The 26037-nt window shown below is 38.4% G+C and carries 23 protein-coding genes and 1 pseudogene; 9 read left to right on the plus strand and 15 right to left on the minus strand.

What is annotated here, in order from left to right; genetic code table 11:
• Positions 1 to 134: pseudogene (locus CLV48_RS20905) on the plus strand (IS256 family transposase); the annotation flags it as partial.
• 8 nt (positions 135 to 142) lie between these two features.
• Here CLV48_RS20905 and CLV48_RS08670 read toward each other — a convergent pair.
• The 4 genes from CLV48_RS08670 to CLV48_RS08685 form a co-directional block, all read right to left on the minus strand.
• Positions 143 to 436 carry a hypothetical protein gene (locus tag CLV48_RS08670; RefSeq protein WP_106566894.1) on the minus strand — a complete coding sequence of 98 codons (294 nt, stop codon included), beginning with the start codon at positions 434 to 436 and terminating at the stop codon, positions 143 to 145.
• On the minus strand, positions 429 to 1787 hold the full coding sequence (locus tag CLV48_RS08675; protein ID WP_170068998.1) for a radical SAM/SPASM domain-containing protein: 1359 nt from the start codon (positions 1785 to 1787) through the stop codon (positions 429 to 431). Before CLV48_RS08675 ends, CLV48_RS08670 begins: the two co-directional genes overlap by 8 nt.
• A 376-nt stretch (positions 1788 to 2163) precedes the next feature.
• Positions 2164 to 4566 (minus strand): outer membrane beta-barrel family protein, encoded by a 2403-nt coding sequence (locus CLV48_RS08680; RefSeq protein WP_170068999.1) that lies wholly within the window; start codon positions 4564 to 4566, stop codon positions 2164 to 2166.
• Positions 4567 to 5184: 618 nt separating this feature from the next.
• Complete coding sequence (locus tag CLV48_RS08685; RefSeq protein ID WP_106566897.1) at positions 5185 to 6354, minus strand: ATP-binding protein; 1170 nt, start codon at positions 6352 to 6354, stop codon at positions 5185 to 5187.
• 176 nt (positions 6355 to 6530) lie between these two features.
• On the opposite strand from CLV48_RS08685, the gene CLV48_RS08690 reads away from it, so the two are divergent.
• Complete coding sequence (locus tag CLV48_RS08690; protein ID WP_242617422.1) at positions 6531 to 6677, plus strand: hypothetical protein; 147 nt, start codon at positions 6531 to 6533, stop codon at positions 6675 to 6677.
• Between the two features lie 387 nt (positions 6678 to 7064).
• Here the strand turns inward: CLV48_RS08690 and CLV48_RS08695 are convergent, their stop codons facing one another.
• The 3 genes from CLV48_RS08695 to CLV48_RS08705 all read right to left on the minus strand — a co-directional run bounded on the left by CLV48_RS08695 (position 7065) and on the right by CLV48_RS08705 (position 11709).
• A complete protein-coding gene (locus CLV48_RS08695; protein WP_106566898.1) occupies positions 7065 to 9593 on the minus strand; it encodes a S8 family serine peptidase in 2529 nt (842 codons plus the stop codon).
• A gap of 20 nt (positions 9594 to 9613) precedes the next feature.
• Positions 9614 to 10081 carry a hypothetical protein gene (locus tag CLV48_RS08700; RefSeq protein ID WP_146140082.1) on the minus strand — a complete coding sequence of 156 codons (468 nt, stop codon included), beginning with the start codon at positions 10079 to 10081 and terminating at the stop codon, positions 9614 to 9616.
• Between the two features lie 458 nt (positions 10082 to 10539).
• Entirely contained in the window at positions 10540 to 11709 is a 1170-nt protein-coding gene (locus CLV48_RS08705; RefSeq protein WP_106566900.1) for an ATP-binding protein, read from the minus strand.
• Between the two features lie 115 nt (positions 11710 to 11824).
• Here CLV48_RS08705 and CLV48_RS08710 point away from each other — a divergent pair, with 115 nt between their 5' ends.
• The gene (locus CLV48_RS08710) at positions 11825 to 12037 is read left to right on the plus strand and encodes a hypothetical protein (protein WP_009185154.1); all 213 of its coding nucleotides are present in this window, start codon (positions 11825 to 11827) and stop codon (positions 12035 to 12037) included.
• 146 nt (positions 12038 to 12183) lie between these two features.
• Here CLV48_RS08710 and CLV48_RS08715 read toward each other — a convergent pair whose 3' ends face one another.
• The 3 genes from CLV48_RS08715 to CLV48_RS20530 form a co-directional block, all read right to left on the minus strand.
• A complete protein-coding gene (locus CLV48_RS08715) occupies positions 12184 to 12561 on the minus strand; it encodes a hypothetical protein (RefSeq protein WP_106566901.1) in 378 nt (125 codons plus the stop codon).
• A gap of 39 nt (positions 12562 to 12600) precedes the next feature.
• Positions 12601 to 12909 carry a DUF3784 domain-containing protein gene (locus CLV48_RS08720; protein WP_106566902.1) on the minus strand — a complete coding sequence of 103 codons (309 nt, stop codon included), beginning with the start codon at positions 12907 to 12909 and terminating at the stop codon, positions 12601 to 12603.
• Positions 12910 to 13391: 482 nt separating this feature from the next.
• Positions 13392 to 13532, minus strand: a complete 141-nt coding sequence (locus CLV48_RS20530) for a hypothetical protein (protein ID WP_170069000.1) — start codon at positions 13530 to 13532, stop codon at positions 13392 to 13394.
• Positions 13533 to 14147: 615 nt separating this feature from the next.
• Between CLV48_RS20530 and CLV48_RS08730 the strand changes: the two genes are divergently transcribed.
• From CLV48_RS08730 to rhaM, 4 genes are all read left to right on the plus strand, one after another.
• Positions 14148 to 14903, plus strand: coding sequence for a (Fe-S)-binding protein (locus tag CLV48_RS08730; RefSeq protein ID WP_106566903.1), 756 nt, complete (start codon positions 14148 to 14150; stop codon positions 14901 to 14903).
• On the plus strand, positions 14900 to 16258 hold the full coding sequence (locus CLV48_RS08735) for a lactate utilization protein B (protein ID WP_106566904.1): 1359 nt from the start codon (positions 14900 to 14902) through the stop codon (positions 16256 to 16258). Before CLV48_RS08730 ends, CLV48_RS08735 begins: the two co-directional genes overlap by 4 nt.
• Positions 16255 to 16815: a LutC/YkgG family protein gene (locus CLV48_RS08740; RefSeq protein ID WP_106566905.1), complete on the plus strand. Its 561-nt coding sequence runs from the start codon at positions 16255 to 16257 to the stop codon at positions 16813 to 16815. The genes CLV48_RS08735 and CLV48_RS08740 overlap by 4 nt, the downstream gene beginning before the upstream one ends.
• A 196-nt stretch (positions 16816 to 17011) precedes the next feature.
• The gene (gene rhaM, locus CLV48_RS08745) at positions 17012 to 17371 is read left to right on the plus strand and encodes an L-rhamnose mutarotase (RefSeq protein ID WP_245889511.1); all 360 of its coding nucleotides are present in this window, start codon (positions 17012 to 17014) and stop codon (positions 17369 to 17371) included.
• A 47-nt stretch (positions 17372 to 17418) separates the two neighbouring features.
• Here the strand turns inward: rhaM and CLV48_RS08750 are convergent, their stop codons facing one another.
• The gene (locus CLV48_RS08750; RefSeq protein WP_106566906.1) at positions 17419 to 17823 is read right to left on the minus strand and encodes a hypothetical protein; all 405 of its coding nucleotides are present in this window, start codon (positions 17821 to 17823) and stop codon (positions 17419 to 17421) included.
• Between the two features lie 147 nt (positions 17824 to 17970).
• On the opposite strand from CLV48_RS08750, the gene CLV48_RS08755 reads away from it, so the two are divergent.
• On the plus strand, positions 17971 to 18357 hold the full coding sequence (locus CLV48_RS08755; RefSeq protein ID WP_106566907.1) for a transmembrane 220 family protein: 387 nt from the start codon (positions 17971 to 17973) through the stop codon (positions 18355 to 18357).
• Between the two features lie 5 nt (positions 18358 to 18362).
• Positions 18363 to 19109, plus strand: a complete 747-nt coding sequence (locus CLV48_RS08760; protein ID WP_106567156.1) for an NIPSNAP family protein — start codon at positions 18363 to 18365, stop codon at positions 19107 to 19109.
• A gap of 157 nt (positions 19110 to 19266) precedes the next feature.
• Here CLV48_RS08760 and hslU read toward each other — a convergent pair whose 3' ends face one another.
• The 4 genes from hslU to CLV48_RS08780 all read right to left on the minus strand — a co-directional run bounded on the left by hslU (position 19267) and on the right by CLV48_RS08780 (position 25977).
• The gene (hslU, locus tag CLV48_RS08765; protein WP_106567157.1) at positions 19267 to 20670 is read right to left on the minus strand and encodes an ATP-dependent protease ATPase subunit HslU; all 1404 of its coding nucleotides are present in this window, start codon (positions 20668 to 20670) and stop codon (positions 19267 to 19269) included.
• 135 nt (positions 20671 to 20805) lie between these two features.
• Positions 20806 to 23292 (minus strand): endopeptidase La, encoded by a 2487-nt coding sequence (gene lon / locus CLV48_RS08770; RefSeq protein ID WP_106566908.1) that lies wholly within the window; start codon positions 23290 to 23292, stop codon positions 20806 to 20808.
• A 202-nt stretch (positions 23293 to 23494) separates the two neighbouring features.
• Entirely contained in the window at positions 23495 to 24811 is a 1317-nt protein-coding gene (rseP, locus tag CLV48_RS08775; RefSeq protein ID WP_106566909.1) for an RIP metalloprotease RseP, read from the minus strand.
• Positions 24811 to 25977 (minus strand): 1-deoxy-D-xylulose-5-phosphate reductoisomerase, encoded by a 1167-nt coding sequence (locus CLV48_RS08780; RefSeq protein WP_106567158.1) that lies wholly within the window; start codon positions 25975 to 25977, stop codon positions 24811 to 24813. The genes rseP and CLV48_RS08780 overlap by 1 nt, the downstream gene beginning before the upstream one ends.
• Between the last annotated feature and the right edge of the window lie 60 nt (positions 25978 to 26037).

A 26037-nucleotide genomic window follows, 5' to 3' on the forward strand; every position in this document is an offset into this window, starting at 1 on the left:
CTGTTATGAAGTCTGTTTTCCTCGCTGCAAGGGAAGCATCGAAAAAATGGACTATGCCCATTCGAGACTGGGGTACTATCCTTAACAGTTTCCTGCTTATATTTGGTGATAGGGTCAGGCTTCTTGAAACCTGACCATAAAATCATAATTTAAAGTTTACACACTTATCGGGATAGTGTCTTTTTTTATGATTTTCAAAAAGTTTATCATAAAGATATTTGCTGCTGTTTATGTTTTTTTTTCTTGCCTCATTTAAGGCTTTTTCATTGGTTACAAACACCCATAATAGATACCTAATTTCTGCATCTGATAAGAAATCTTTTGCAGAATCGAGAAGTTTATAAAAAATATGAAAACCATTATTGATTGGCTTTTTTTTCTTATAAAGTTCATGAAGCAAAATAAGAATTTTTTCTTTTTGTTTAAAATTATTCATTTGCAGGTAATGATTTTGTCTTTTTTATATAATAATCAAGAAGTAGCTTATCCTTGAAATTTGATTTAAATGGGGGGCATGCAGGAGTCCCCTCATGCCATGATTTTGGACATCCGCCACCACAGACCGGCAAATGGACACATGTTTTACACCATGTTTTTCCAGATTCAAGCACTTCATTCCAATTTCTTAGTGTCGCATTCCTATTATATGTCTCTGATGGAGAAAATAGATTCCCAATTAAACTCTCCCCTTTTGCATAAACGGGAGAATAAGGGAATTCCCAACATGCGTAAATATTGCCAAAAGCATCGAGAACTTCTGAATCTTCCTTTTCTACCATACAAACAGAATAAGTCCGTTTTGGAAGGACAGAAATAGGAATATTATATTCATAACATTTTAGCAGCCATTCAATTTCTTTGTTCGCAAAATCATTCATTTTTAGGCTTTCTTTTCCTGCATCATTTCCACCAAAATCAACAACAGGAGTGAAATAAATACTTATTTTATTTTGTAACTCCTTTTCTTTTATTATATCAATTAAACTATTAACTGAATTATAATTTGTCTTATCAATGTTTACTCTGATAGTAATATTGCAGTTCTTATCATTATAAGTTTTTGTATTTGTTACATCTACTATATTTTGCATAATAATGTCGAAAGTAGGACCACCAGATTTGGTATGCCTGCGTTTGTCGTGATATGCTGCATCTCCGTCTATGGTTATTTGATAATTTGTAACCAAACAATTCTCAACAAGGTCTTCAAATAATGAAGGTTTAAGACTAAGTCCATTCGTTATCATATCTGATAAATACCCCATCCCTTTGGATTTACACAGGCTGATAAATTTTTGAGAAGCCTTCTTTATTGCATTATATCCTGTCAATGGTTCCCCACCATACCAAGTTATTGAAAGTCCATCATATTTTTTACCCTTATTTAAAAGATGGTCAACTCGCTCTTCATATTTTTCAATTACCGCATCATTTGCATAATTTTTAGTATGAACTTGACCACAGTAATGGCAACCGAGTTGACAATTCGCAGATGGTTGAATTGTTAGAGATAAAAAATTTTCATCTAATTTAAAATTAGTATTAACATCAACAATATATTTGAACTCATCTTCTTCTTCCGGGATTAGTATTTCTTTTTCAATCAACGTTTTTAATGTTTTAACGTCTATTTGGTTTAATTTTGATTCCTGAAGATTTTGATAAGTAAATTCATCTATCATTATGGATGTAGCTGATCTTGTTGAAAAAATTATTCTTTTACCAATAAAACCAAATTCATCCAATAGGTCCGTTGTGAGGTGGTATTTAGATAAAATAAGATTCATAGTTTTTACTTTTGTTTGATTATAACTTTTGAAATGCTGGTGCATTTGCATGCACCAGCTCAATCAATTGAAGATTAATGTTTTAAAAACTATTATGTTTGTTCATTAAACCTTTTACACGAATCTAAATTCGGACAACTTCCAGTAAATGTTTTGCAACTTTGGAGATTATTACACCCACCTAATAACTTCTCTGCACTTTCATCAGAGATAATTTCAATCTGCGAATTAACATTACTTGATAATTCAGCGAGTTTTTGAAGCTTTTCTTTTAACATTGATAAATTATTTAAGTTAAACGATATTGTAGCATAGTTTTAGGTTATTTGCTACTTAACGAACCAAGTTTTTTAGTCTGAAATGCGTTATCTTTTAATCATCTTATTCTCATTTGTTCATTACTTATTGTGTTTTTCTTCCCTGCTATTCGAAATTCATTTCCAAACCTATACCTGACCCCAATTAATATTGATTGAAAATCATAGTATGAAAAAGAATTACTGATAAAAGTATCTGTTATAAGATTGTATATAGGCTGACTGCTCCTGAAAATATCCTCAATATTAAGGTTTAACTCTATTCTGTTATTGTAAAATAATTTTTTAAGTGAAATATCCAGCTTAAAGCTCCCATTTTGGGTAAGAACTTCAAATGCACCACCTGGTAAAGTCCCCATAAAATTAAGGCTTCCAAAGAAGCTGTTGGAAAACTCGAAATCATGAATGGTTGAAAAATCAAAAACCAATGGTCTTCTTTTGGTCAGGAAATTAAAGTTATTGGTTTGAAAAGTATATCCACTTAAGCCAATACTAAAATTACTTTCGAGCCAATCTACAAAGCTCCAATCCCAGTCGAGGTTGACGCCATAATTTTTGTTAAGACCATTATTAACTTTTCTGTTCTCTATAACCTGATTGTCCATTTGAAATGGAAGTGTGATTATTGGATTTTTCTCATTGTTGTAAAAAAGGTTGATAAATACAGTATTTTTTACAGTAGTATTAAATTCTATATTATCTTGAATACTTGGAATTAAAAATGGATTTCCAACGGAATACATTAATATATTTTGATACCACCTATATGGATTTATATCCCAAATTCTAGGACGATTAACTCGTCTTGCATAAGAAAAATCAATACTTGATTCGGAACCTAGGTTGTATTTAAAAAAAACACTTGGAAAAATATTGTTAAAACGATTTTGAGAGAATTCACCTGTATCCTCAGACTCACTAATCATAATAGTACCTTCATATCGAAGACCTATTTTGGACGCTAATTTTCCTTTCGAGTGATTGATTGAAAAGTAAGCAGCAGGTATTAACTCATCATAATTAAAAATATTTCGGGTTATAATTTCATTACCGAATATAGATTTTCCATTTTCTGTCTGGTCATAACCTATTTTGCTTGTATTGGTAATAGAAGAAAACTTCATACCTAATTCCAAATCCAGGTTTAAATTTGGCTTGGATAAATACCAATCCGCTGAATTACTAAAAATTTGTCTTGCTGATATTCCACTAGTTGAAAATCCTTGCCAGTTCCCAGTGGGAGTTTTCTTATCGGAAAAATAAGAAATTGTAGTTGCCATTGCAGCCTGATCATTATTTCTTCTGACAAAATCAATAGAATAAATGAATTTAGAATTGGCTGATTTTAGGTTTTTTTCATAAGAAAGACCCACTAGATGGGTTTGACTAATATTTCTTTCACTTCCTGTAGTAATTCCAATAGAGTCAATTAAGCTAAGTTGGGAATAATTCAAAATTTGGTTTATATCTGTTTTAAAATTACTTCTCTGAAAGGAATAATTACCAACTATTTTGCTATTTGAACTAATATTATACTCCCATCCAATATTAGGTAACCAATTCCTCAACCTAATAGTATTATTAGCATCATCCAACCAAGAGATAGGTCGGTCAAGAAAAAAAATTTCTTCTCTCTCAGTTGCTAAATAGGCTCCGGTTGAAAAGTTCACCCCTATTGTCACACCCCAATTCTTATTTCTAATTCGAATGACACCATTATTTTGAGTTTGCGAATAAGTGTTTTTAAGAATTGCTGATTGAATATGACCAGAATATCCTCTAGCATTACTTTTCTTTAGCACAATATTAATCAATCCTCCCCCTCCTTCTGCGTCATATTTGGCAGGAGGGTTTGGGATAATCTCTATACTTGAAATATCACTTTGAAATATTCTTAGGTAATCAATCAAATCCCTTCCGCGAAGATTCACCGGTCGATCATTTATTAATATTTGAGCACTGCCCTTTCCCCTGATAATAATTTCATTCTGAATGACTGTAACGCGAGGAATATTATTTAATATTTCAATTATTGATTTAAATTGAAAAGAAGGTCTATTCCCTATGTGAAAAACTGTTCTATCTACTTTCTTTTCGATAAAGGGACTAGAAGTATTTACAGTTACTTCTTCAAGTTGTTTATGATTAATAATTAATCTATAAAAATATGTAGCGGAATCAATATTGACTTTTGCCGAGGTATCTCCTGCGTATGAAGCCTGCAAATAGGAGTTATTGACAAATTTAATTGGCATTTCAAATAAACCAAGGGAATCAGCTGAAGTTGATGATAAAATTTTATTTCCGGACTTAAAAAAAATCAATGCGTAAGGTAGAGGTGTATCAGTTTCTTCCAGGACTTGACCTTTAATTATTTTTTGCCCAAATATATATGAAGGGAGAAATAGGCAAATAAATTGTACTGATATGAAAGACGCATGTTTTATTATTTTTGTGTTCATTTTGATTAAAAACTTTATTCCATTATTAAAACTTATCATAATAAAAGAAATAGAAAAGGTAAGTTTTATCAATTGTTCTTTTCTATTAAAATTTCCCAACTCATTTGATTTTTCTTGTTTAAATAAGAAATCCCAATCAATCCAAATAGATTTTTGTCTGGTAAATAAATTAGATCTTTCAACTTATTTTTAGTTTCCATTAATTTGACAGAAAGAATAATTTGACAGAAGAATTTTAAAATTAAACGATAAAAAATAAATTTCAAACCAGTTGTTCCAATCCAACCACCTGAATTATAGAGATTTACATATTTAAGATCCCCAAAAACAAAACATTATTCTAAAACCTTAGGTTACCCCCCCCGAAAACAAACTAATTGATAAGCATTAGTTGATTTTCTGGAATTAAAAACTTTTTTCATAGTTTTTGAAAAAAATTTGGAGTGCATTTTTAACCGGATAGAAAATAAAGCTTGCTTTTCTTGCTGTTCGTTACCGGATTTAGATGAATAGGATTTTCAGTCCTAATATTCTACGGCAAAAGAATGAATTACAATTCATGTGTCTGTACTCGGTATGTTAAATTTTGAGAGGCAGACTAAAATATAAAAGGCCCTTTCAAGTTTCTATAATCGGCAAGTACTTTGCTAAAAAAATCTTGAGGTTGCAAACACGAATTTGGCCATCAGCAAGGTAATCGGAAGATGCAGGGGTAATGATGAAGTTTTTTAAAGAACCTAAATCTTCTACTGCGATGCGGTAGCCTTTACTTACTTTGGGGGCAGAAGTAAATTTTATTTCAATACAAGCCAAAGTTCTCGCTCCCCTTCTAAGCACCAAATCGCACTCCGTTCCCTCGTGAGTCCTATAAAAAAACATTTCAATGTCAGGACTGATTACCTGACTGATTTGTTCGATAGCATAACCTTCCCAAGATGCCCCCAGAAGTGGGTGTCCAAGTAGCTGCTCCATATCCAAGATACCGGCAAGGTGATGTAGAATCCCACTATCGCGAATATATACTTTAGGAGCTTTTACCAGTCGCTTTTTGGCATTATTGTGATAGGCAGGCAACTTTCTGACAAGGTATGCCTGCTCCATAAAATCAAGGTATCGTTTTACGGTAGGAGCGGTTACGCCCAAGGAGTTTGCGAGGGTACTGGCGTTCCACAATGCGCCTTGAAGATGTGCCAGCATAGACCAAAACCGCCGGATCAGTACAGGAGATACTTGTAGTCCAAGCATGGGAAGTTCCCGTTCCACATAACTTTGTATAAAACTCCTGATCCAGTTTTTACTTAAAGTATCAGTAGGTGCAAGTAAAGCATCGGGAAAACCACCTCTGAACCAGTGTTGGTCCATTTGAGGCAAGTCCAAAACCTCAGTAAGGTTGAAAGGACTTAACTCCTTATAAGAAATTCTGCCGGCTAAAGATTCAGAACTGTCACGGATAAGTTCCGGCGAAGCAGACCCGAGCAACATGAACCTTCCCGGCACGCGATGTTGGTCTATCAATGCCCTTAGCACAGGGTACAAATCGGGTTTGCGCTGCACCTCATCAATAACTATACAATGATCTTTGAATTGTTGAAGAAATAACTCCGGTTCTTCCAGCTTTGCTAAATCAGACGGAAGCTCTAAATCCAGATACAGTATTTCTTTATTGATTTTATCTGCCAACAGTTTTGACAAAGTGGTTTTGCCTACTTGTCGGGGACCAAGGAGTCCTACTGCCGGGAAAAATGAAATAAGTCCGAGCAACTCCTCGGTTATCATTCGTTTAATCATGAAGTAAATTTAATTCTTTACCCTGAAATTTAAAAATAATATTTTTAAATTTCAGGGTAATTGATACTGTACCTGTAAGGTTTTCTTCCATATTTTCAATTTAGCAAGTATCCTGATGGATCAGACACCTAAACTTCGGAGATCTCTATCTTCCTTCTAAAAAAGTAAGCCCCCAAGTGAAAAAACTCTATTTCGACGAGGGCTTCAACGCCAATCCCATTTTTGTAGGGATGCTAAGGGAAAAATTGCAGAGAGTAACGATCGAGACCACGGAATTTGCATTGGGGACGGCGCTGGGGGCGGGGATGTTGGTGAATGGTTAATCTTTAAATTTATTTGAATAGATATTAGTCCTACTTTGTCATGTTGTGGAAGGAGTCAAACCTGCCAGGTTTTTTAACCTTTAAATTGTTACCCTTTGCGATTAAAGCCCATAAACCTGGCAGGTTTCTTCCTTCAATGAATAATTTGAGAAAGTAGGATTAGGGGATATTGATGGAAATATAATTGAAATCAAAGCGAATATCCCGAGAGCGGAATGTGATTCGTTATAGGGTTGAAAAAAATAGAAATAGAAACGAGGACACCGGGAGTGAAACGGTTCAGAATTGTATTTTTATGGATAAAGGTAGATTAAAACACAATATTTTAGTGAAAATAAAAAGGGGGAAGCTTGAGAAGCTCTCCCCTATTCTTTTCATAAAGGTTCATTACTCAATCAGAATCTGTTCTCTTATGATTTCCCCGTCCACTGTTACATGGATAAAGTAAATACCCTTTTTCAGGCTTCTGACATCGAAAACAATTTTTGAACCTTCCCTGTAACCTTTGGCCATTTCCCTACCTTCTGAATTCAGTAGGAGGGCGGACTCAATAGCTGGTGCATCTTCCTTAGAAACATCTGCTGTGACAGGCATCATTTCTATATTTAAGATATCACTGGTAGGATTAGGGTAAGCTACCATAGCAAAAGAGCTTGGGCACCCCCATGTCTGTCTCGTTAGGAAGAAATTGTAGTTGGCACCTTGTCCACAAAAATTGGAAGCCCTTGCGGAGATTGTAATGGATGACATATGAGACGGAAAAGTAAAGTCCATCGTATTGTTTCCGATCCAATGAGTAACACCCGAAGGAACTGTCCAGGTGGCAGTTCCTACATTTCCACCGACAGGAGTGACATTAAGAAAGTGGTTTCCCGGACATAATGGTACATTTTGGCTTGGCCAAACAGGCTGGTTGTTGACCCTCATATTGGTAATATGGGGGGTACCGACCCAGATAGTTCTTGAAGCAGAGGCTGTACCACAACCATTGGTGATATTGGCAGTGATTGTTATTGGTCCATTATAATTGTTGAGACGTGTGGCTGATCCGGTAGAACTATTGATGGAAAGACCAGATGGATTGGAAGATTGCCATGCATTTAATATAGAACCAGTAGGCAAGGAACTACCCATAAAAAATTGTCCAGTTGAACAAATCAGTGATGGTCCGTTGATTACCGCTGCAGCTGTTACAGCCCTACAGACATTCAACCTTCCAAATCCCAATTGGGTGCTTCGCCCATTGTGGTTATAGGTATATCCACCTACTTTATCAGCGGTCTGGGTAAGAATGTTAAAGACGTCCATTTGGGTCAATCCAGGGTTTACAGACAAAACAAGGGCCGCAGCACCTGCTACTTGTGGTGCTGCAGCCGAAGTACCACCAAACCTACCCGTGAAATCAAGATGATTTGGACCTGTAGAAGGTAATAAGGAACCGGTAGGTGCAAGAGGACCTAAGCTTTGATTAGATTTTACAGGATTATAGCCTGGATTACCAGGCATGTCAATAGTAAAAACTTCATTTGTCTCACCTGGGATTTGTGTATGTATGGCCCTACTTGAAGGTGCAACAATATCTATAAACTGATTCTCAGAGGTAGTAAAATTAGATGATGGACTGTAGTTCGCCTGCATGTCGTACCTGTCAGAAGCACCTACAGCAAATACACCTGGCACGGTCACATTTGCAGGAAATGTAATTGTACCTGGTAAATTATTTACATGATTTGCATTATTACCTGCACCAAAGACCACGACACTTCCAAGTCCATTTCTACCAGAAATAGTTGCCCTTTCTATTGCACGAACAATTGCTGGGACATGATTAGGATTAGTAAATCCTGGAAAAGTCCAGCTACAATTAATTACATCTGCATTATTTATCCGGGCAAAATCTATTGCATCAGCCAAATTTGCATTTGAAGTAATAAAACCATCACCATTAATAATCCGGATTGGCATTATTTTTACTCCAGGTGCAACTCCTGTAATTCCAATACCATTATTCCGCGTTGCAGCAATAATTCCAGAGACAGCATCACCATGTGCCGCACCTCTATAGGTTCCACCTGGCGAAGGGTTATTTTTTGTGCCATGATTTGTAAAATTACTACCATTCAAACGGACCTGCCTGGAATTTGGTAAATCAACATGGTTGGGAGAAACTCCAGTATCAATAACGGCAACTGTTATATTTGAACTGCCGGTGGTAACGGTCCAAGCCTCTGGAGCATCTATATCTGCATCCGGTGTACCAAAGCGACCGTCAGCAATTACTTGCCCGGTATTGTGTAGATAAAATTGGTTCGTAAAATAGGGGTCATTAGAAACTTGATTTAATTCAATATTCATATAAAAGTCCGGGTGACTAAAAATAAACTTCCCAGTTTCAAAATAAGAGTTTGCAATTTCTAATACATCCACATCTTTGGAGACTCTTAAAACAAAAAAATCTTCGGTTTCCTTAAATACCTTGACATTATTTTTTATATTCAATTTTTCTAATTCTCTTTTAGAAAATCCTGGCTTTAATTCAACTATAAACTTATCTGTAAATCCTAATTCCGCTCCTTCTGCTGTTTCATATACTGGATTGACTATTATATCTTGATTGGTTTTTATAGATTCTATCAAATTTTTTTTTGTTTCAGCTTTAAGATTGTGAACAATAACAGTATTGTTATCCCTTATCACGAAAGCATAACTATTCAGAATAGGATACTCAGTCATCAATCTCTCTTTATTCAAAATAGAATCTTTCATGAATAAAACTATCAATTTATCCTTTGAATGTATAAGTTCAATTTTTTCATCAAAGGCATAATAAAATGACTGAACTGACTTTTGCTGAAAGCTCAAAGCTAATAGTCCGATTAAAGCTATGATTAGAAATCCAGTTAAAACTTGTTTCATAAAATTTATTTAAGATTGAACTAATTTATTGAAGCACTTTGTACAACTACCAATTTATCCAACCAAATGCCCGGTGCAAAACTTGCGGTTGTATCTGCTGTAAGACAACCCCTAATACTCCCATCCTTTTCCTTTTGGGTAGCTCTCCGGTACTTCACTTTTATAGGAAATGTCTGGGACAACATTTCAGCTGAGCGAACTACACCTTCATGGTAGAAAGCTTCCTCCGGAATTGTGAAAATCGGTCTATTGGAATTTGTACCCACAGGGGCAGGCAGACGAAGCCGTGAGGGAGACAAGCTATAAGTGGCTATGGTATCTGCCAGATCATTTGAAATAATAACGTATCCAACTCTTCCGTTTTGATGAAAAGAACAATAGTTAAACCCTACAATAGAACCTTCAAGTTCAAAAGTTTCAAATTCTTCCTTTTCCAAACATCCACTCTGGCCTATCAATATCAAAGCTAGGGAGAAATATCTCCTCACATTCCGGGAAATTTTAATTGCGAATAAAATTATATTTCTCATAAATTATTGAATAAAACATACATGATTCTTCAATAATATTAAAACTTATTTTTGAATATTGCTAACACATAAACCACTCTTAATCAGTTTTTTGCACTTAGCTCTGCCTTTCTAGGACCCAAAAACCAAACATTGTTCTAAAAACTTAGGTTACCCCCCCCTAAAAACAACTAATTGATAAGTATTAGTTGGTTTTCTGGAATAAAAAACTTTTTTTATAGTTTTTGAAAAAAATTGAAGTGTAATTTTAACCGGTTAGAAAATAAAGCCTGCTTTTCCTGCGGTTCGTAACCGGATTTAGATGAATAGGATTTTCAGTCCTAATATTCTACGGCAAAAGAATGAATTAAAAATTCCTGTGATCTGTACTCGAAATGGTAAATTTTGAGAGGCAGACTAAAATATAAAAGGCCCTTTCAAGTTTCTATAATCGGCAAGTACTTAGCTAAAAAAATCTTGAGGTTGCAAACACGAATTTGGCCATCAGCAAGGTAATCGGAAGATGCAGGGGTAATGATAAAGTTTTTTAAAGAACCTAAATCTTCTACTGCGATGCGGTAGCCTTTACTTACTTTGGGGGCAGAGGTATATTTTATTTCAATACATGTCAAAGTTCTCGCTCCCCTTCTAAGCACCAGATCACACTCCGTTCCTTCATGAGTCCTGTAAAAAAACATTTCAATGTCCGGACTGATTACCTGACTGATCTGTTCTATGACATAACCTTCCCAAGATGCTCCCAGCAATGGGTGTCCCAGCAGTTGTTCCATATCCAAAATACCGGCAAGGTGATGCAAAATCCCACTGTCGCGAATATATACTTTAGGGGCTTTGACCAGTCGCTTTTTGGCATTATTGTGAAAGGCAGGCAACTTTCTCACAAGGTATGCCTGCTCCATAAAATCAAGGTATCGTTTTACGGTAGGAGCGGTTACGCCCAAGGAGTTTGCGAGGGTACTTGCATTCCACAATGCGCCTTGAAGATGTGCCAGCATAGACCAAAACCGCCGGATCTGTACAGGTGATACTTGTAGGCCAAGCATGGGTAGTTCCCGTTCCACATAACTTTGTATAAAACTCCTGACCCAGTTTTTACTTAAAGTATCAGTAGGTGCAAGCAAAGCATCTGGAAAACCACCTCTGAACCAGTGTTGGTCCATTTGGAACAAGTCCAAAACCTCAGTAAGATTGAAAGGACTTAACTCCTTATAAGAAATTCTACCGGCTAAAGATTCAGAACTGTCACGGATAAGTTCAGGCGAAGCCGACCCGAGTAACATAAACCTTCCCGGCAAGCGATGCTGGTCTATCAATGCCCTTAGGACCGGAAACAAATCGGGTTTGCGCTGCACCTCATCAATAACAATACAATGATTCTTGAATTGTTGAAGAAATAACTCCGGTTCCTCTAGCTTTGCTAAATCAGACGGAAGCTCTAAATCCAGATACAGTATTTCTTTCTTGATTTTATCTGCCAGCAATTTTGACAAAGTGGTTTTTCCAACCTGCCGAGGGCCTAGGAGTCCCACTGCCGGGAAAAATGAAATAAGCCCGAGCAACTCCTCAGTTATCATTCGTTTAATCATGAAGTAAAATTAATTATTTACCCTGAAAATTAAAATTTCTATTTTTATATTTCAGGGTAAAGGATGCCGTATCCAAAAGGATTTCTTCCCTATTTTCAAATTAGCAGTTATCCTGATGGATCAGAAAACTAAGCTTAGGAGGTATTTCTCCTTGCCTCCTTCCTTGAAACCTAAATTTCACTACCCAAAGGAAAACTATATCTACGGAGGTTTCACTGCTAATCCCATTTTTGTGGAGATACTCAAGGATAAACTGCCCGGAATCAGTATTGAAACCACGGATTTTGCTCTGGGGACGGCGCTGGGGGCGGGGATGTTGGTGAGTTAAACTTTAAAAATGTCGGGCAAAGGCATATAATCGCAGAAATCATATGAATTCTGCGATTATGATCGCTGATTTTATATAAAAATTGCGATTAGGAGTAGCTATCCCCCTAAAAAATATCTTAATCCAGTAAATCCCAACCTGCTAGGCTATTTTCCCCACAAATTGATGCCATGAAGAATTTTTACCTCAACCCGGTTCGTCAAAAAATCCTGATATACTTCCGGACCATCAAAATTCAGTTTAGTTCCATCACAGTAATACTGCGATTGATTGGTAGAACTCATCAAGGAAGACTGTATCTCGATTACTTCCCTGGAATTGTATTGGTACAAAATGATCCCGCTAGGTGCGCTTTTGATCAGCTCAAATTGTTCTTTTAACCAGGGAAGCTCCCTTAAGGCATCGGAAGTTCCACAAGCAGAAAACTGTTCATCAACGGGCTCCTCTATCGCACAACTCCCTAAGCAGAAACATCCAATCAGCATGAAAATCAATATTCTTGGTTTTTCAAATATGCTCCCCATTATGCGTTGTATTTATGTTAACTAAAAGCTAAAGCAATTTTATTTTACCCGCTCTCTGGTAAAGCTATTGCCAAATACAATCAAAACTACCACCCCTATCAAGGTTACCATTAAGCCTAGGCCGTCACCTATTCCAGGTTGATCCAACCATATCCCCAGAAAATACCCTGATATAGAGACCAATCCCATCACTACAAAAACTGCACATCCGAAAGTGGGCAAACCATTGGCAATGGCGTTTGCCTTTTCTTTTTGGGACAGTTGATTGTATCCGGCCATTAGATTGGGGAATTTCTTCACCAAAATACCTATCGCAATAAAAAATACTCCTATATAAACGCTGACCATAATAAATTTGATTTAGACTGCCACAAAGACTCAAAGGCACAAAGTTTAATCAAGTTGATTCTTTTGCCTCTGTATCATTCAACCAATTGAGATTTTTTAACCTAAGAGAAGTTTAATTAAATCCCAAAAAACGAAATGTAGAAACATTAGTTTGAAATATAGGCAATTAATCCGATTTTCTTAAAAAAAGGAAGCGCAGAAATTAACCAGCATTGATTTGGGCATGGATCAAAAATCCGACTAATTGATTTGAGTCCAAATAAAAACTATAGTGTAAATCGAAATTTTAGGCCTATTTTTTCGATTGTATTCTAAATTTTAGGCCTAATTTTTCGATTTGGAGAACGCATGACAAAGCTGAAATAGATTACCTGGAAGAAACTGATGGCATGCTATATGCCTATGAATTCAAATGGAAAGATCAGAAAGTCAGATTTCCTGCATCTTTTTTCCAAAGCTATCCTGAGCACCAAACAGCTTGGTCAGCAGACAAAACTTTGAAGGGTTTTTGGGAGCTTGATCACACTCACTTCAACTTCACCAAACCAATCACCAGGATTGGCTTCTTCCTGTGCACCTGATACATAGGCTGCGGGTTTGACAAAATAGAATAAATCCCCCATGCTTTAATTGTTTATTCCTTTTTGAACATCCACCTGCTTTTTGAAGTCAGGATATTTTCATATGATTCGCTTCTATACATTTTCCATTTCCCTTCCAAGGGATGCTCAGTTTGCAGAAACCAAAAAAGGGGCATCAGATATAAGAGTGAATGTATCATAGTTTTACCTTCTGACGAATGTTTAGACAATATACCAAGTTTATAGTTTTGATTCAAGAAATTTTTAGTGAACTCCACAACAAGATGGAATAAAGAGTTATCTTAAGGTAATTAACACCTTTAATCAGATTGATTTAGGGTCATTTTCCTTTGGAAAAATGTAGCCTACACATTTTTTCCCTTGAAAAAGTGTTTAAATGATCAATTTTTCCTTTGAAAAAATGTATTTGTGTTTACGAATGAAAAATGGTTGGAGAAAATCCATCTAGAAGTAATGGTAAACATTCTTTATCGAACCTCTTTTAGTGAAATTTTAACTTCAACCATTAAAAACCCTACACCACAGGATATTTCAATCATCACTTTTTTGGATATTTAATAGATATTGAATTGGGCAAATCAATATCAACCCATATCTTAATATCTACAAATATCCGTCTTGCAGTAGCATCAACTTATGATTCAAAATAAAAATATAGCTCTCTTTATTCCCTGTTACGTGGATCAGTTCTACCCCAACGTAGCCATTGCCACTTTGGAATTATTGGAGAAACTGGGTTGTCAGGTCAGCTATCCCATTGGACAGACCTGCTGTGGACAGCCCATGGCCAATACAGGATATGAGAGGGATACTGTTGGGACTACCAAGCACTTTGTAGAAATATTCGGGGATTATGACTACATCGTTGCCCCTTCCGGGAGTTGTGTATTGCACATCAAAGATCATGCACCGGCGATCGCCGGAATGGAAAAAGAGCAAGAAAGCCTCCATAATAAGATCTTCGAATTGACTGAATTTCTTACCGATGTGTTAAAAGTGGAAAATCTCAAAGGGTCCTTCCCCCATAAAGTGGGCTACCATGCTTCCTGCCATGGGCAAAGGGGTTTGAGGCTGGGCTCTAGCTCAGAGCGAAACGAACCCTTTTTCAGCAAAGCCAAGCAGTTGCTAGATCAAATAGAAGGTCTTGAATGGGTGGAATTGACAAGGACAGATGAATGCTGCGGATTTGGGGGAACTTTTGCTGTTACAGAAGAAGCCTTGTCGGTTCAGATGGGCAAAGACCGCTTGCAGGATCATTTGACACACGGTGTGGAAATCCTCACCGGCGGAGATATGTCCTGTATCATGCACCTAGAGGGCATTGCCAAGAGGAATCAACAGACCTTGAAATTTATGCATATAGCTGAAATCCTAAACCAAGCCATCTCATGAGCCATCCAGCCAAAGCATCGGAATTTTTACAGGACGCTGCCAAAGCCAAATGGCATGACGAAACACTTTGGTTTGTCAGGGACAAGCGGGACACCATTAGCAAGACCATTCCGGAATGGGAAGAATTGAGGGAATTGGCTTCCCAGATCAAAGACAATGTGCTGGCCAATCTATACGAATACCTTGTGCAATTTGAAGAAAAAGCGACTGCCAATGGTATACAAGTACACTGGGCCAAGGATGCAGAAGAACACAACCAAATTGTACTCAGTATCCTCCAAAAGCATCAGTGCAAAGCCATTGTCAAAAGCAAATCCATCCTCACCGAGGAATGTCATCTTAACCCCTTCTTGGAAAATAGCGGAGTGGAAGTGGTGGATACGGATTTGGGAGAGCGGATTGTACAGTTCCTCAATCAACCGCCCAGCCATATCGTGCTGCCTGCGATTCACTTGAAGAAAAGGGATATCTCTGAGCTTTTCCATGAAAAACTGCATACCGAAAAAGGCAATGAAGATCCAGCTTACCTCACCCATGCAGCCCGTTTACATTTGAGGGAAAAGTTTTTGGGCGCCAAAGTAGCCATTACCGGAGTGAATTTTGGTGTTGCGGAAACAGGGGAATTTGTGGTCTGCACGAATGAGGGCAATGCCGATATGGGCGTGCATTTGGCCGATGTACACATCGCCTGTATGGGCATCGAAAAAATCATTCCCAGAAGAAAGGATTTGGGGGTATTCCTCAGGCTGTTAGCACGGTCTGCTACAGGTCAACCCATTACCAATTACAATTCACACTTCCGCTCCCCAGCTCAGGGTAAGGAGATCCATATTGTTTTGGTAGATAATGGCCGTACGGATCAATTAGCAAGGGAGAAATTCAAAAACTCTTTGAAATGTATCCGTTGTGGTGCCTGTATGAACACCTGTCCCATTTATAGGAGAAGTGGTGGCTACAGTTATGGCTCGGTAGTTCCCGGCCCCATAGGTTCCATTCTATCTCCAGGCCTTGATTTAAAGAAACACAGTTCGTTACCCTTTGCCTCTACCCTTTGTGGTTCCTGCACGGATGTCTGTCCGGTAAAGATCAATATCCATGAGCAACTCTACGAATGGAGGCAGGAAATCACCAAAGCCCAAGGGACCAATGCGAAAAGCATTTCCATGAAAATTGCCAATGGGATTTTTGCAGTCCCTTTTGCTTATAAAATAACCGGAGCCATGATGCGGGGCGCCTTGAAAATCCTGCCTGACAGCATTACTTATTCAGGTCTGAACACCTGGGGTAAGCAAAGAGACCTGCCCGAAACACCGAAAGAAACTTTCAAAGATTGGTACAAAAAGAACAGGTCATGAGCGGCAGAGAAAACATTTTGGCCAAAATCAAAGCCATACCGAGAGAAAGCAGATTGCTTCCTGAAATACCTGCATTTGAATTTCCTATGGATCATAAAGTAGCCTTTATGCTATCCATTCAGGCCAATAAGGGGGAAGTCATCACTGAGTCCGAATTAAAGGATTTTATAGCCATCAACCGTTTTGAAAAGATTCTCAACCTGGCCAAGGGAATGGAGAGCCTTTCGACTCAGCCTTTACCTTCTGACGCCCATGAATTAAATGAGTTGGAAGTAGCTATCATTCAAGGTCAATTTGGGGTCGCGGAAAACGGTGCCATTTGGTTGACCGATGAAAACTTGGGCTTACGGGCTTTGCCCTTTATCACCGAGCATTTGGTGATTGTATTGGAGGAAAAATCACTGGTTTCCAATATGCACGAAGCTTATCAAAGAATTGGAGATCAGCCTTCAGGTTTCGGCCTCTTTATTGCCGGGCCTTCCAAAACTGCTGACATTGAGCAGTCTTTGGTGATCGGAGCTCATGGGGCGAAGAGTTTGAGAGTGGTTTTAAGGTAGAGACGAGAAATTAGAAGCGAGAGGCTAGATCAAGTGAGAAGTCGGAAGGCAGATTTCAGGACTGAGCGTAAAAAAATGCTTGAAATATGACCAATAAATTCTTTGCTGTACTACATTCCCAAACGCTACAAATGTGAATTTTCAACTAGATTTTTTTAAATGTTTCATTGGAAAATGCAGGCAAAGTCCAAAGCTCATGTCGAAAACATTAAGAAAACTGGAACAAAAAAAATCCATAATGCCCATAAAAACTTTTGCTTTTAAAATGAACCTCCTTCCAGGAATGGAGGAAGAATACCAGAGAAGACATGATGCCATTTGGCCAGAACTCAAACAACTGCTTTTTGATTCAGGAATCTTAGAGTACCATATATTTCTGGACAGAGAAACACAGACTTTGTTTGCCTTTCAAAAGCTGGATGGTGAAAAAAATTCTCAAGAATTGGGCAAAAATCCTCTCGTGCAAAAATGGTGGGCCTATATGGCTGATATTATGGAAACCCATCCCGATAATGCCCCTGTTAGTCAAGAGTTAAAGGAAGTTTTTAAGCTTTAAAGTACCACAGACAACCATTGTTCTTCATTATCAGGTTGTAGCATGAGTTATTCCAGCTCTATATGATATACATCAGAGCGGTTTCTTCTGATGCCAAAATACTCAAAGCCCCCTTCTTGGGGAATTCTCTCTATCAGATCAAAAACCTCACAATCTTCTGGAAGACCTTCAAAAATGAGGGTAAATCTGTGTGTATTTCCGAAAACGTGCAACCATTGGGGATAAAATGGAATATTCTCAGCATTTAAGAGTTTGGACTCGGGACCAATCCCACGGGGAACTAGGAAAGTACTTGGCCAAATCCGGAGCTGCCACCAAGTGAAGGAAGTCCTCATGGTCACATGTACAATGACCTGTCTTTCTACCTCTATGGCCTCTTTGGCTTTAGAGATAACCTCTTCATCAATTTTTACTTCGGGAATGGTAATAATCTCAGGTTGGTAACCCGCCATAATCAAAGTTTCTGTTTCAGATTTAACCCAAATTTAACAATAAAATGGAAAACCTCGTTGGTGATCCTAGATTGCCTCCCTTTTAAAAATTCATTCTTGCCAATCCTCCAATTATTCCCTACTTTCATGCAATTAACCCAATAGCCTATGAAAACCTTCTCAAAGTACTTCTTCATCTTCTGGTTTTTTGCCTTTCTTCTCTTTGCCTATTGGCAATTGAATGATCCCGACCCTGAAATTTGGGTCCCTGTGTACCTTACAGCAGCGCTATTCTCTGCCCTTGCTGTAAAAGGCAAGCATCCCCTTATTCCATTGTCTATCGTCATTATTGCCTGTATTGTGGGTGCTATCTATTTCTACCCAGAATCTGTCAGTGAGTGGATAAACTTTGAACTCGAACAAAAAGACTTAAGCATGAAAACCCAGGAATCAGAAGAAGCCAGAGAAACATTCGGACTTTTGATTATTGCAATTATTATGACTGTTTCGGCTTTTGTCGGATGGAAAAAAACTCAAACATTGAAAAACTCTTGAAAACAATGAAAAAGATAATTCTTTTCTTACCTTTTCTTTTACTTGTCTGTGAGTTTTCATTAGGACAAGATACCCGGTATTTTGAAATGCGTACATATACCACCCATGAAGGGAAAAGAAATGACCTCATTAAGCGGTTTCAGGATCATACCTTGAAACTGTTTGAAAAGAATGGGATCGAAAATATCGCTTATTTTATTCCTACAGACGAAAACAACAATACCCTTACTTTCATTCTGGCTTATCCGGATCAGACCTCTAGGGACGTCTTATGGAATAAATTTGCCAATGATCCGGAATGGCAGGCTGCATATAAAGCATCTGAAGCCAATGGCCCATTAGTAGCCAAAGTCGATCAGGTATTTATGGAGATTGCCCCTGAACTGAACCCGGAAATCATCCGCTGGCAAAATGAAGGAAAAAGAATATTTGAACTTCGGACTTACTACATGCATCCTGGAAAACTGGACAATATCAATGCCCGGTTTAGGGATTACACCAGAGAACTTTTCCAAAAACACGGCATGACAAATGTCATGTATTGGCATACTGTAGAAAAAGATGGATCACAGGCTAAATTGGTTTATTTATTGGCACATAAAAGCGAAAAAGCCGCCAAAAAATCCTTTGATAGTTTCCGTGAAGACCCAGTGTGGATCATGGTAAGGGACAGATCTGAAGAAATGGGGCCTATTGTACAAAAAATCACTTCTGTTTACCTACAAACACTTCCCTTTTCCCCTTTAAAATAAAAATTCCCTGAGTTTGCACCTCTTTGCATCCTCAGGGAATTTTTTAATTTTCTTCAAAAGTACCGGTTTCAAAATCACTTTAACTTACGAAATCCAACTTTTGAAATTCTTATCTCTTGCCTCTCGTCTCTAAACTCTCGCTTCTCGTCTCTCGCTTCTACAATATATACTGCGACAAATCCCTATTCTTCACCAATGAGCTCAATCTATCCTGAACCATTTCTTTGGTAATCATTATTTTAGAGTTGGCTTCAATGGTATCTGGAACTTCAAAAAGGAAATCATTCAACAAATGACTCATGACCGTATGTAGCCTTCTTGCCCCGATATTTTCCACTTCCTCGTTGATCTTAAAGGCCAATTTGGCAATCTCCCTAATGGCTTCCTCATTGAAATCTAAATACACTTCTTCCGCCTCAAACAAGGCTTGATACTGTTTGGTTAAAGCGTTTTTGGGTTCTTTTAAAATCCTGAAGAAATCTTCTTCTGTCAGTGAATTCAGCTCTACCCTGATAGGAAACCTACCTTGAAGTTCGGGTATCAGGTCAGATGGTTTGCTGACATGGAAAGCTCCCGCAGCTATGAACAGAACATGATCTGTATTGATAATACCATATTTTGTATTTACACTACTCCCCTCTACAATTGGGAGAAGATCACGCTGAACCCCTTCCCTGCTTACATCGGGACCTCCACTGCCCTTCCCTGATTTTGAGGCAATTTTGTCAATTTCATCGATAAAAATAATTCCGTTATTTTCTGCCAAGCGGATCGCTTCCTCTTTTACTTCATCAAAATCAATAAGCTTTCCAGTCTCCTCTTCCATGAGGATCTTCCTGGCCTCAGCAATGCTAACCTTTCGCTTCTTTGTTCTTTTGGGCATCATTCCACTGATCATATCCTGAAGCCCTGCCATACTCGCATCATCTATCATGCCCCCACCTATCATTCCTACACCTACAGGCGGAGATTGCTTGACATTGATTTCAATTTTCCTGTCCTCAAGCTCACCATTTTTTAGTTTTTCGCGGAAGCGATCCCTTGTCCTTTCATTCAATTCATCTTCTGATGCCTGATCTGGGTTGAATTCAGTTGAAACTGAAGTTCCGGGACGTGTAAAACCTGCTGATTTTACAGGAGGAATTAAGATATCCAGGATAATTTCTTCCACTGCTTCAGCTGCCTTTTCTTTAACGGATTCATTTTTCTGTTCCCTTACCAAATGGACAGATTGCTCCACCAAGTCACGGACCATGCTCTCTACATCCCTGCCGACATACCCCACTTCAGTAAACTTTGAGGCTTCAACTTTGGTAAATGGGGCATTGGCTATTTTAGCCAATCTACGGGCAATTTCCGTCTTACCCACACCTGTGGACCCTATCATCAAAATGTTATTGGGTACAATATCCTTTTGGATATCAGACTTCACATTCATCCTGCGTATCCTATTCCTGAGTGCAATAGCCACATTTCTTTTGGCGTCATGCTGTCCAATGATATATTTATCCAATTCAGCTACAATCTGCTTTGGGGTCAAATGATTGATATCGTTTCTCATTTCTTGAAGATTTACTTGCTTGATACCCTTGGGATTGCTTTCCAAAGGTCTAACTTAGCTTTAGAACTTTTTTATTCAAAAAAGCTGATCCATTAAGAAATTTTGGACCGGATTTCCCCGGCCCAAAACCCTATTTTAATCTTTGTATTCCTCTCTGGATTCCTTAGGAAAAGTAAACAACATAGGATCCTCCACTTTGGATCTGAGAAGTGCAATATCAAGCACCTCCTCAACTTTATCTACAAAATGGAACGTGACACCCTTGATATACTCCTCGTCGATTTCTTCAATATCCCTCTTATTTTTTTCACAAAGGATAATCTCTTTAATCCCTGCCCTTTTGGCAGCTAGGATCTTTTCTTTGATTCCACCTACAGGCATCACCTTACCCCTAAGGGTTATCTCTCCAGTCATGGCTATTTTGGCCTTCACTTTTCTTTGGGTAAAAATGGAAGCCATAGCTGTAAGCATGGTAATTCCTGCTGAAGGACCATCCTTAGGAACAGCTCCTGCAGGCACGTGCACATGTAAATCATAATTGTCAAAGATGCGGTAATCTATGCCCAGCTTGTCAGCTTTTGATTTAAGATAAGAAAGGGCAGTCACAGCTGACTCTTTCATTACATCTCCTAATTGTCCGGAAAGTGTCAATTTCCCTTTTCCTTTACTGAGGGAGGCTTCCACGAATAAGATCTCACCACCTACAGAAGTCCAAGCAAGCCCTGTCACTACACCGGCTATGCTGTTTTCTTGGTAGATTTCCTTATCGAAAATTTCACCACCAAGTACTTTCCGCACCACTTTTGGGGTAATTTTTTTCTCATATTCCTCCTCCATTGCGATGGATTTGGCCACATTCCGTATGACTTTCCCAATAGCCCTTTCCAAACTCCTTACTCCGGATTCGCGGGTATAATCCTCAATGATTTTTACAATAGCTGATTTTTCAAATGAAACTTGATTGGCTTTGACTCCATGTTCCTTCCTTTGTTTTGGAATGAGATGCTTTTTAGCAATTTCCATTTTTTCTTCAAGGGTATAGCCGGTAACTTCAATGATCTCCATTCTGTCCCTTAAGGCAGGTTGAATGGTATCAAGGGAATTGGCAGTAGCAATGAACAATACTTTGGAAAGATCATATTCCACCTCCAGATAGTTATCCACGAAGGTACTGTTTTGCTCAGGATCAAGAACTTCCAGAAAAGCCGAAGATGGATCCCCCCTGAAATCTGAGCTCAGCTTGTCTATTTCATCCAAAACATAAACAGGATTTGAAGTTTTCACTTTCTTCATGTTCTGGATGATTTTTCCGGGCATCGCACCTACATAAGTTTTTCTGTGACCACGGATTTCTGCCTCATCATGGACACCTCCCAGGGACATTCTGATATATTTCCTTCCCAAGGCAGTGGCAATAGATTTTCCCAGAGAAGTTTTACCGACTCCAGGAGGTCCATATAGACAAAGGATAGGACCTTTCAAATCATTTTTAAGCTTAAGTACAGCCAAATATTCTATGATCCTTTCTTTTACCTTTTCTAGTCCATGGTGGTCCTTATCCAGAATGTCTTTAGCCCGCTTCAGATCAAAGTTATCTAAAGTAAACTCATTCCATGGCAATTCCACCAAAGTCTCAGCATAATTCAGCGCTATGGGATATTCTGCCGCAGAAGGATTGATTCGGAGGATTTTATCCAGCTCTTTTTCAAAATGTTTAGATACAGCTTCAGGCCATTTTTTCTTGGCACCTTTAGCCCTGAGTTCCTCTACCTCCTTTTCAGGACCTTCTTCACCGAGTTCGGTCTGTAAGACCTTCATTTGCTGACGAAGGAAATAATCCCTTTGCTGCTGGTCGATATCTGTATGGACTTTCTTTTGGATTTCACTTTTGATTTCCAACATCTGAATATCCTTCATCATGAATTCCAACAGTAAAGTTGCTCGCTCTACCCCATCATTGATTTCCAATAACCTTTGCTTGGCTTCTACAGGTGCATTGATATTGGAAGAAAGGAAATGGGTCAGAAAGGGCGTATTGTCAATGTTGTCCAACGCCACCTGTGCTTCCCTGGGGATTTCAGGATTGAGATGCAGAATTTTCAAAGCGGCTTCTTTGAGAGACTCCTCCAAAGCCTGGATTTTCTTGGAATTCTTGGGGAAATTTTCTTCCAAGTACCTGACTTTTGCCATAAAGTAAGGGTCCTCTGAAAGGGTTTCTGTAATCTCGAAGCGTTTTTTACCTTGGATAATGATCGTGGTATTGCCATCAGGCAATACAATCATTTTAATAATTTTTGCCAAAGTACCCACATGATAGATGTCTTCCCAAGAGGGATCATCATTCTGATGATTGACCTGTGCACATACCCCTATCAATTTATCCCCTTTCTGGGCCTTTTTTACTAACTTAATGGAACGCTGTCTTCCTACTGTAATGGGAATTACAACGCCAGGGAAAAGTACTGTATTGCGCACTGAAAGTATGGGAATTTCTTCAGAATAGTTTTCTTGTTGGGAGAGACTTTCATCTTCATCATCTGTAATCAGTTGGATCAGATCCCCTTCAGCAGCGTAATCTCCCGTCATGAGTGATTGAAATAATTGGTTTGCGAAATGATTCATAAAGGACAATATGACAGTCGAAATGTCATGTTAATATCAAAATAAAGAAGAACCCTCAATTTAAGAAGGTTCTTCTAATAAAATCAATGTATATGCCAATGTTTAATATGGTACAAATTGGCAGGATTTGGTTCTTCCACAACCCGAAAGTGCAACTTCTTACTGCCTCCAATTTGGTAATCAGAATTTACCCATGAAATATTCAGGAAGTGAAAATTTTTAAGATATCATTACCGATTGCAAATACCATCAGGGCCAAGAGCAATACCATTCCGACTTTTTGGGCATTTTCCAAAAACCTATCAGAAGGGGCTTGGCCAGAAACCATTTCATAAAGCAGAAACATCACATGCCCCCCATCCAATGCCGGAATAGGTAACAGATTCATAAAGGCAAGGATCATAGATATCAGCCCGGTAATGCTCCAGAATTTAACCCAATCCCATTTAGAACCATAAATTTTTGCCATTCCTATAGGTCCAGAGACATTCTTGGCCGAAACTTCCCCGGTAAACATTTTACCCAAAGCCTTGGCATTGACAATAACTACGCCGAATGCCCTTTGTGTCCCCTTTACCAAGGATTCTCCAATACCATATTTCTGAACTACAGGTTCTACCAATGGACTTACTATAATTCCAATTGTACCTTCAGAACTTATTTCAGCACTTTTTTCCAATTGTTGTCCAGCTCTATTTATGAGTAAGGATGTTTCTTTTCCCTTTACCTCTGCCAATGCTTCCTGTAGTTCATTGAAGTAATTGACAGGATTTCCGTTCACCTCAATAATTTTATCATTCGGCTGGATTCCAATTTTGGCAGCTATGGAATTAGGCATTACGTCCCCTACTTCAAAAGGAGTGCGGATATTGATAAAACGCAACATACTTTCTTCTGAAGAAAAAGAATTGATAAAGCCTCTTGGAATATCAATCTGAATGATTTCACCATTGCGCTCTACAGTGTAAAAACCATCACTACTGAGTAACGCTTCACCAGAACTCAGGTCATTGATGCTTCTATATGGCTGACCATTGATATCTAAAATCTTATCCCCATCCTGGAAACCAATCATTTTGCCAATATCATAGGCCACTATACCATGTTCGATGATCTGATCTCTGGAATAATAAGTTTCACCTTTTTGGTAAACCAGGACTACAAAGATCACAATACCGGTAATGACATTGACTATAATACCTCCCAGCATCACGATTAAACGCTGCCATGCAGGCTTAGACCTGAATTCCCAAGGCTGGGGCTCTGAAGCAAGCTGCTCAGTATCCATAGATTCATCCACCATGCCGGAGATTTTTACAAATCCCCCTAATGGAACTGCCCCTATGGAATACTCTGTTTCACCCCATTTAAACCCTGCTATTTTTGGGGGAAACCCTATAGAAAACTTTTCTACACGCATACCAAACATTTTGGCAGTCAGTAGGTGTCCCAACTCATGCAAGCCGACCAAAATCGACAAACCCAGAATCAACTGGGCCACCATAATCAGTGTATCCATTATACTTTACTCTTAATTAATTGCTCTGTAATGATTCTGGACATTTTGTCCGTTTCTATATATTCCTCCAAATTTGGATGCTCAATAAAGCAGGACTTTTGAAGGGTTTCTTCTATCAAATCTGACATTTCCAGAAATCCTATTTCATCCCGCAAAAATGCGGCCACAGCAACCTCATTTGCTGCATTTAATATACAAGGTGCATTTCCTCCCTGTTTTATTGCCTGAAAAGCCAAATTTAAGTTACGGAAAGTATCTACGTCAGGTTGTTCAAATGTCAGACTGGGATATTTCGCAAAATCAAATCTTGGGAAATCAGCCTTCAATCTTTCTGGATAAGTCAAGGCAAACTGAATAGGAATCCTCATATCTGGAAGCCCAAGTTGGGCCTTAATCGATCCATCCTCAAATTGAATAAGAGAATGGATAATTGACTGGGGATGGACTATTACTTCTATCTTTTCCTGACTTACTCCAAACAACCACTTTGCCTCGATGACTTCCAGTCCTTTGTTCATTAGAGATGCAGAATCAATCGTGATCTTCGCTCCCATATCCCAATTGGGATGTTTCAAAGCCTGCTCTTTGGTTACATACTTTAAAAACTCCCTTGTCTTTCCCCTGAATGGCCCTCCCGAAGCGGTTAAGATAAGTTTCTCAATAGGATTATGGAACTCTCCCACCAAACACTGGAAAATGGCAGAGTGCTCAGAGTCCACCGGATAGATATTTACCCCATTTTCCCTTGCCAATTGGGTAATCAATTCCCCTGCTACCACTAAGGTTTCTTTATTGGCAAGTGCAATCTGCTTCCCTGCCTGCACTGCTTTGATGGTAGGCAATAGTCCTGAATATCCCACCAATGCAGTCAAAACAACATCAATGGTGTCCATTTCAACAACTTGGGCAAGGGCTTTCTCTCCTGCATATACTTTTATTTCCGTATGGAGCAAAGCATCTTTAACTTTCTGATAATGAAGTTCATTGACTATCACTACGCAATTGGGCCTAAATTCCAATGCCTGTTGGATCAATAAGTCCGCATTATTTTGGGCAGTCAGCACTTCCACCTCAAATTTATCAGGATGTGACTTAATCACTTCCAAAGTCTGGGTTCCTATGCTTCCTGTAGAGCCAAGAATGGCTACATGTTTCTTTTCTGACATGAAATAAAATACTGTTTTGGGGAATAAACGTTTTTCCTCACCCATACAATCTGACAAAAT

Source organism: Cecembia rubra (assembly GCF_003014575.1).
Classification (GTDB): Bacteria; Bacteroidota; Bacteroidia; order Cytophagales; family Cyclobacteriaceae; genus Cecembia_A; species Cecembia_A rubra.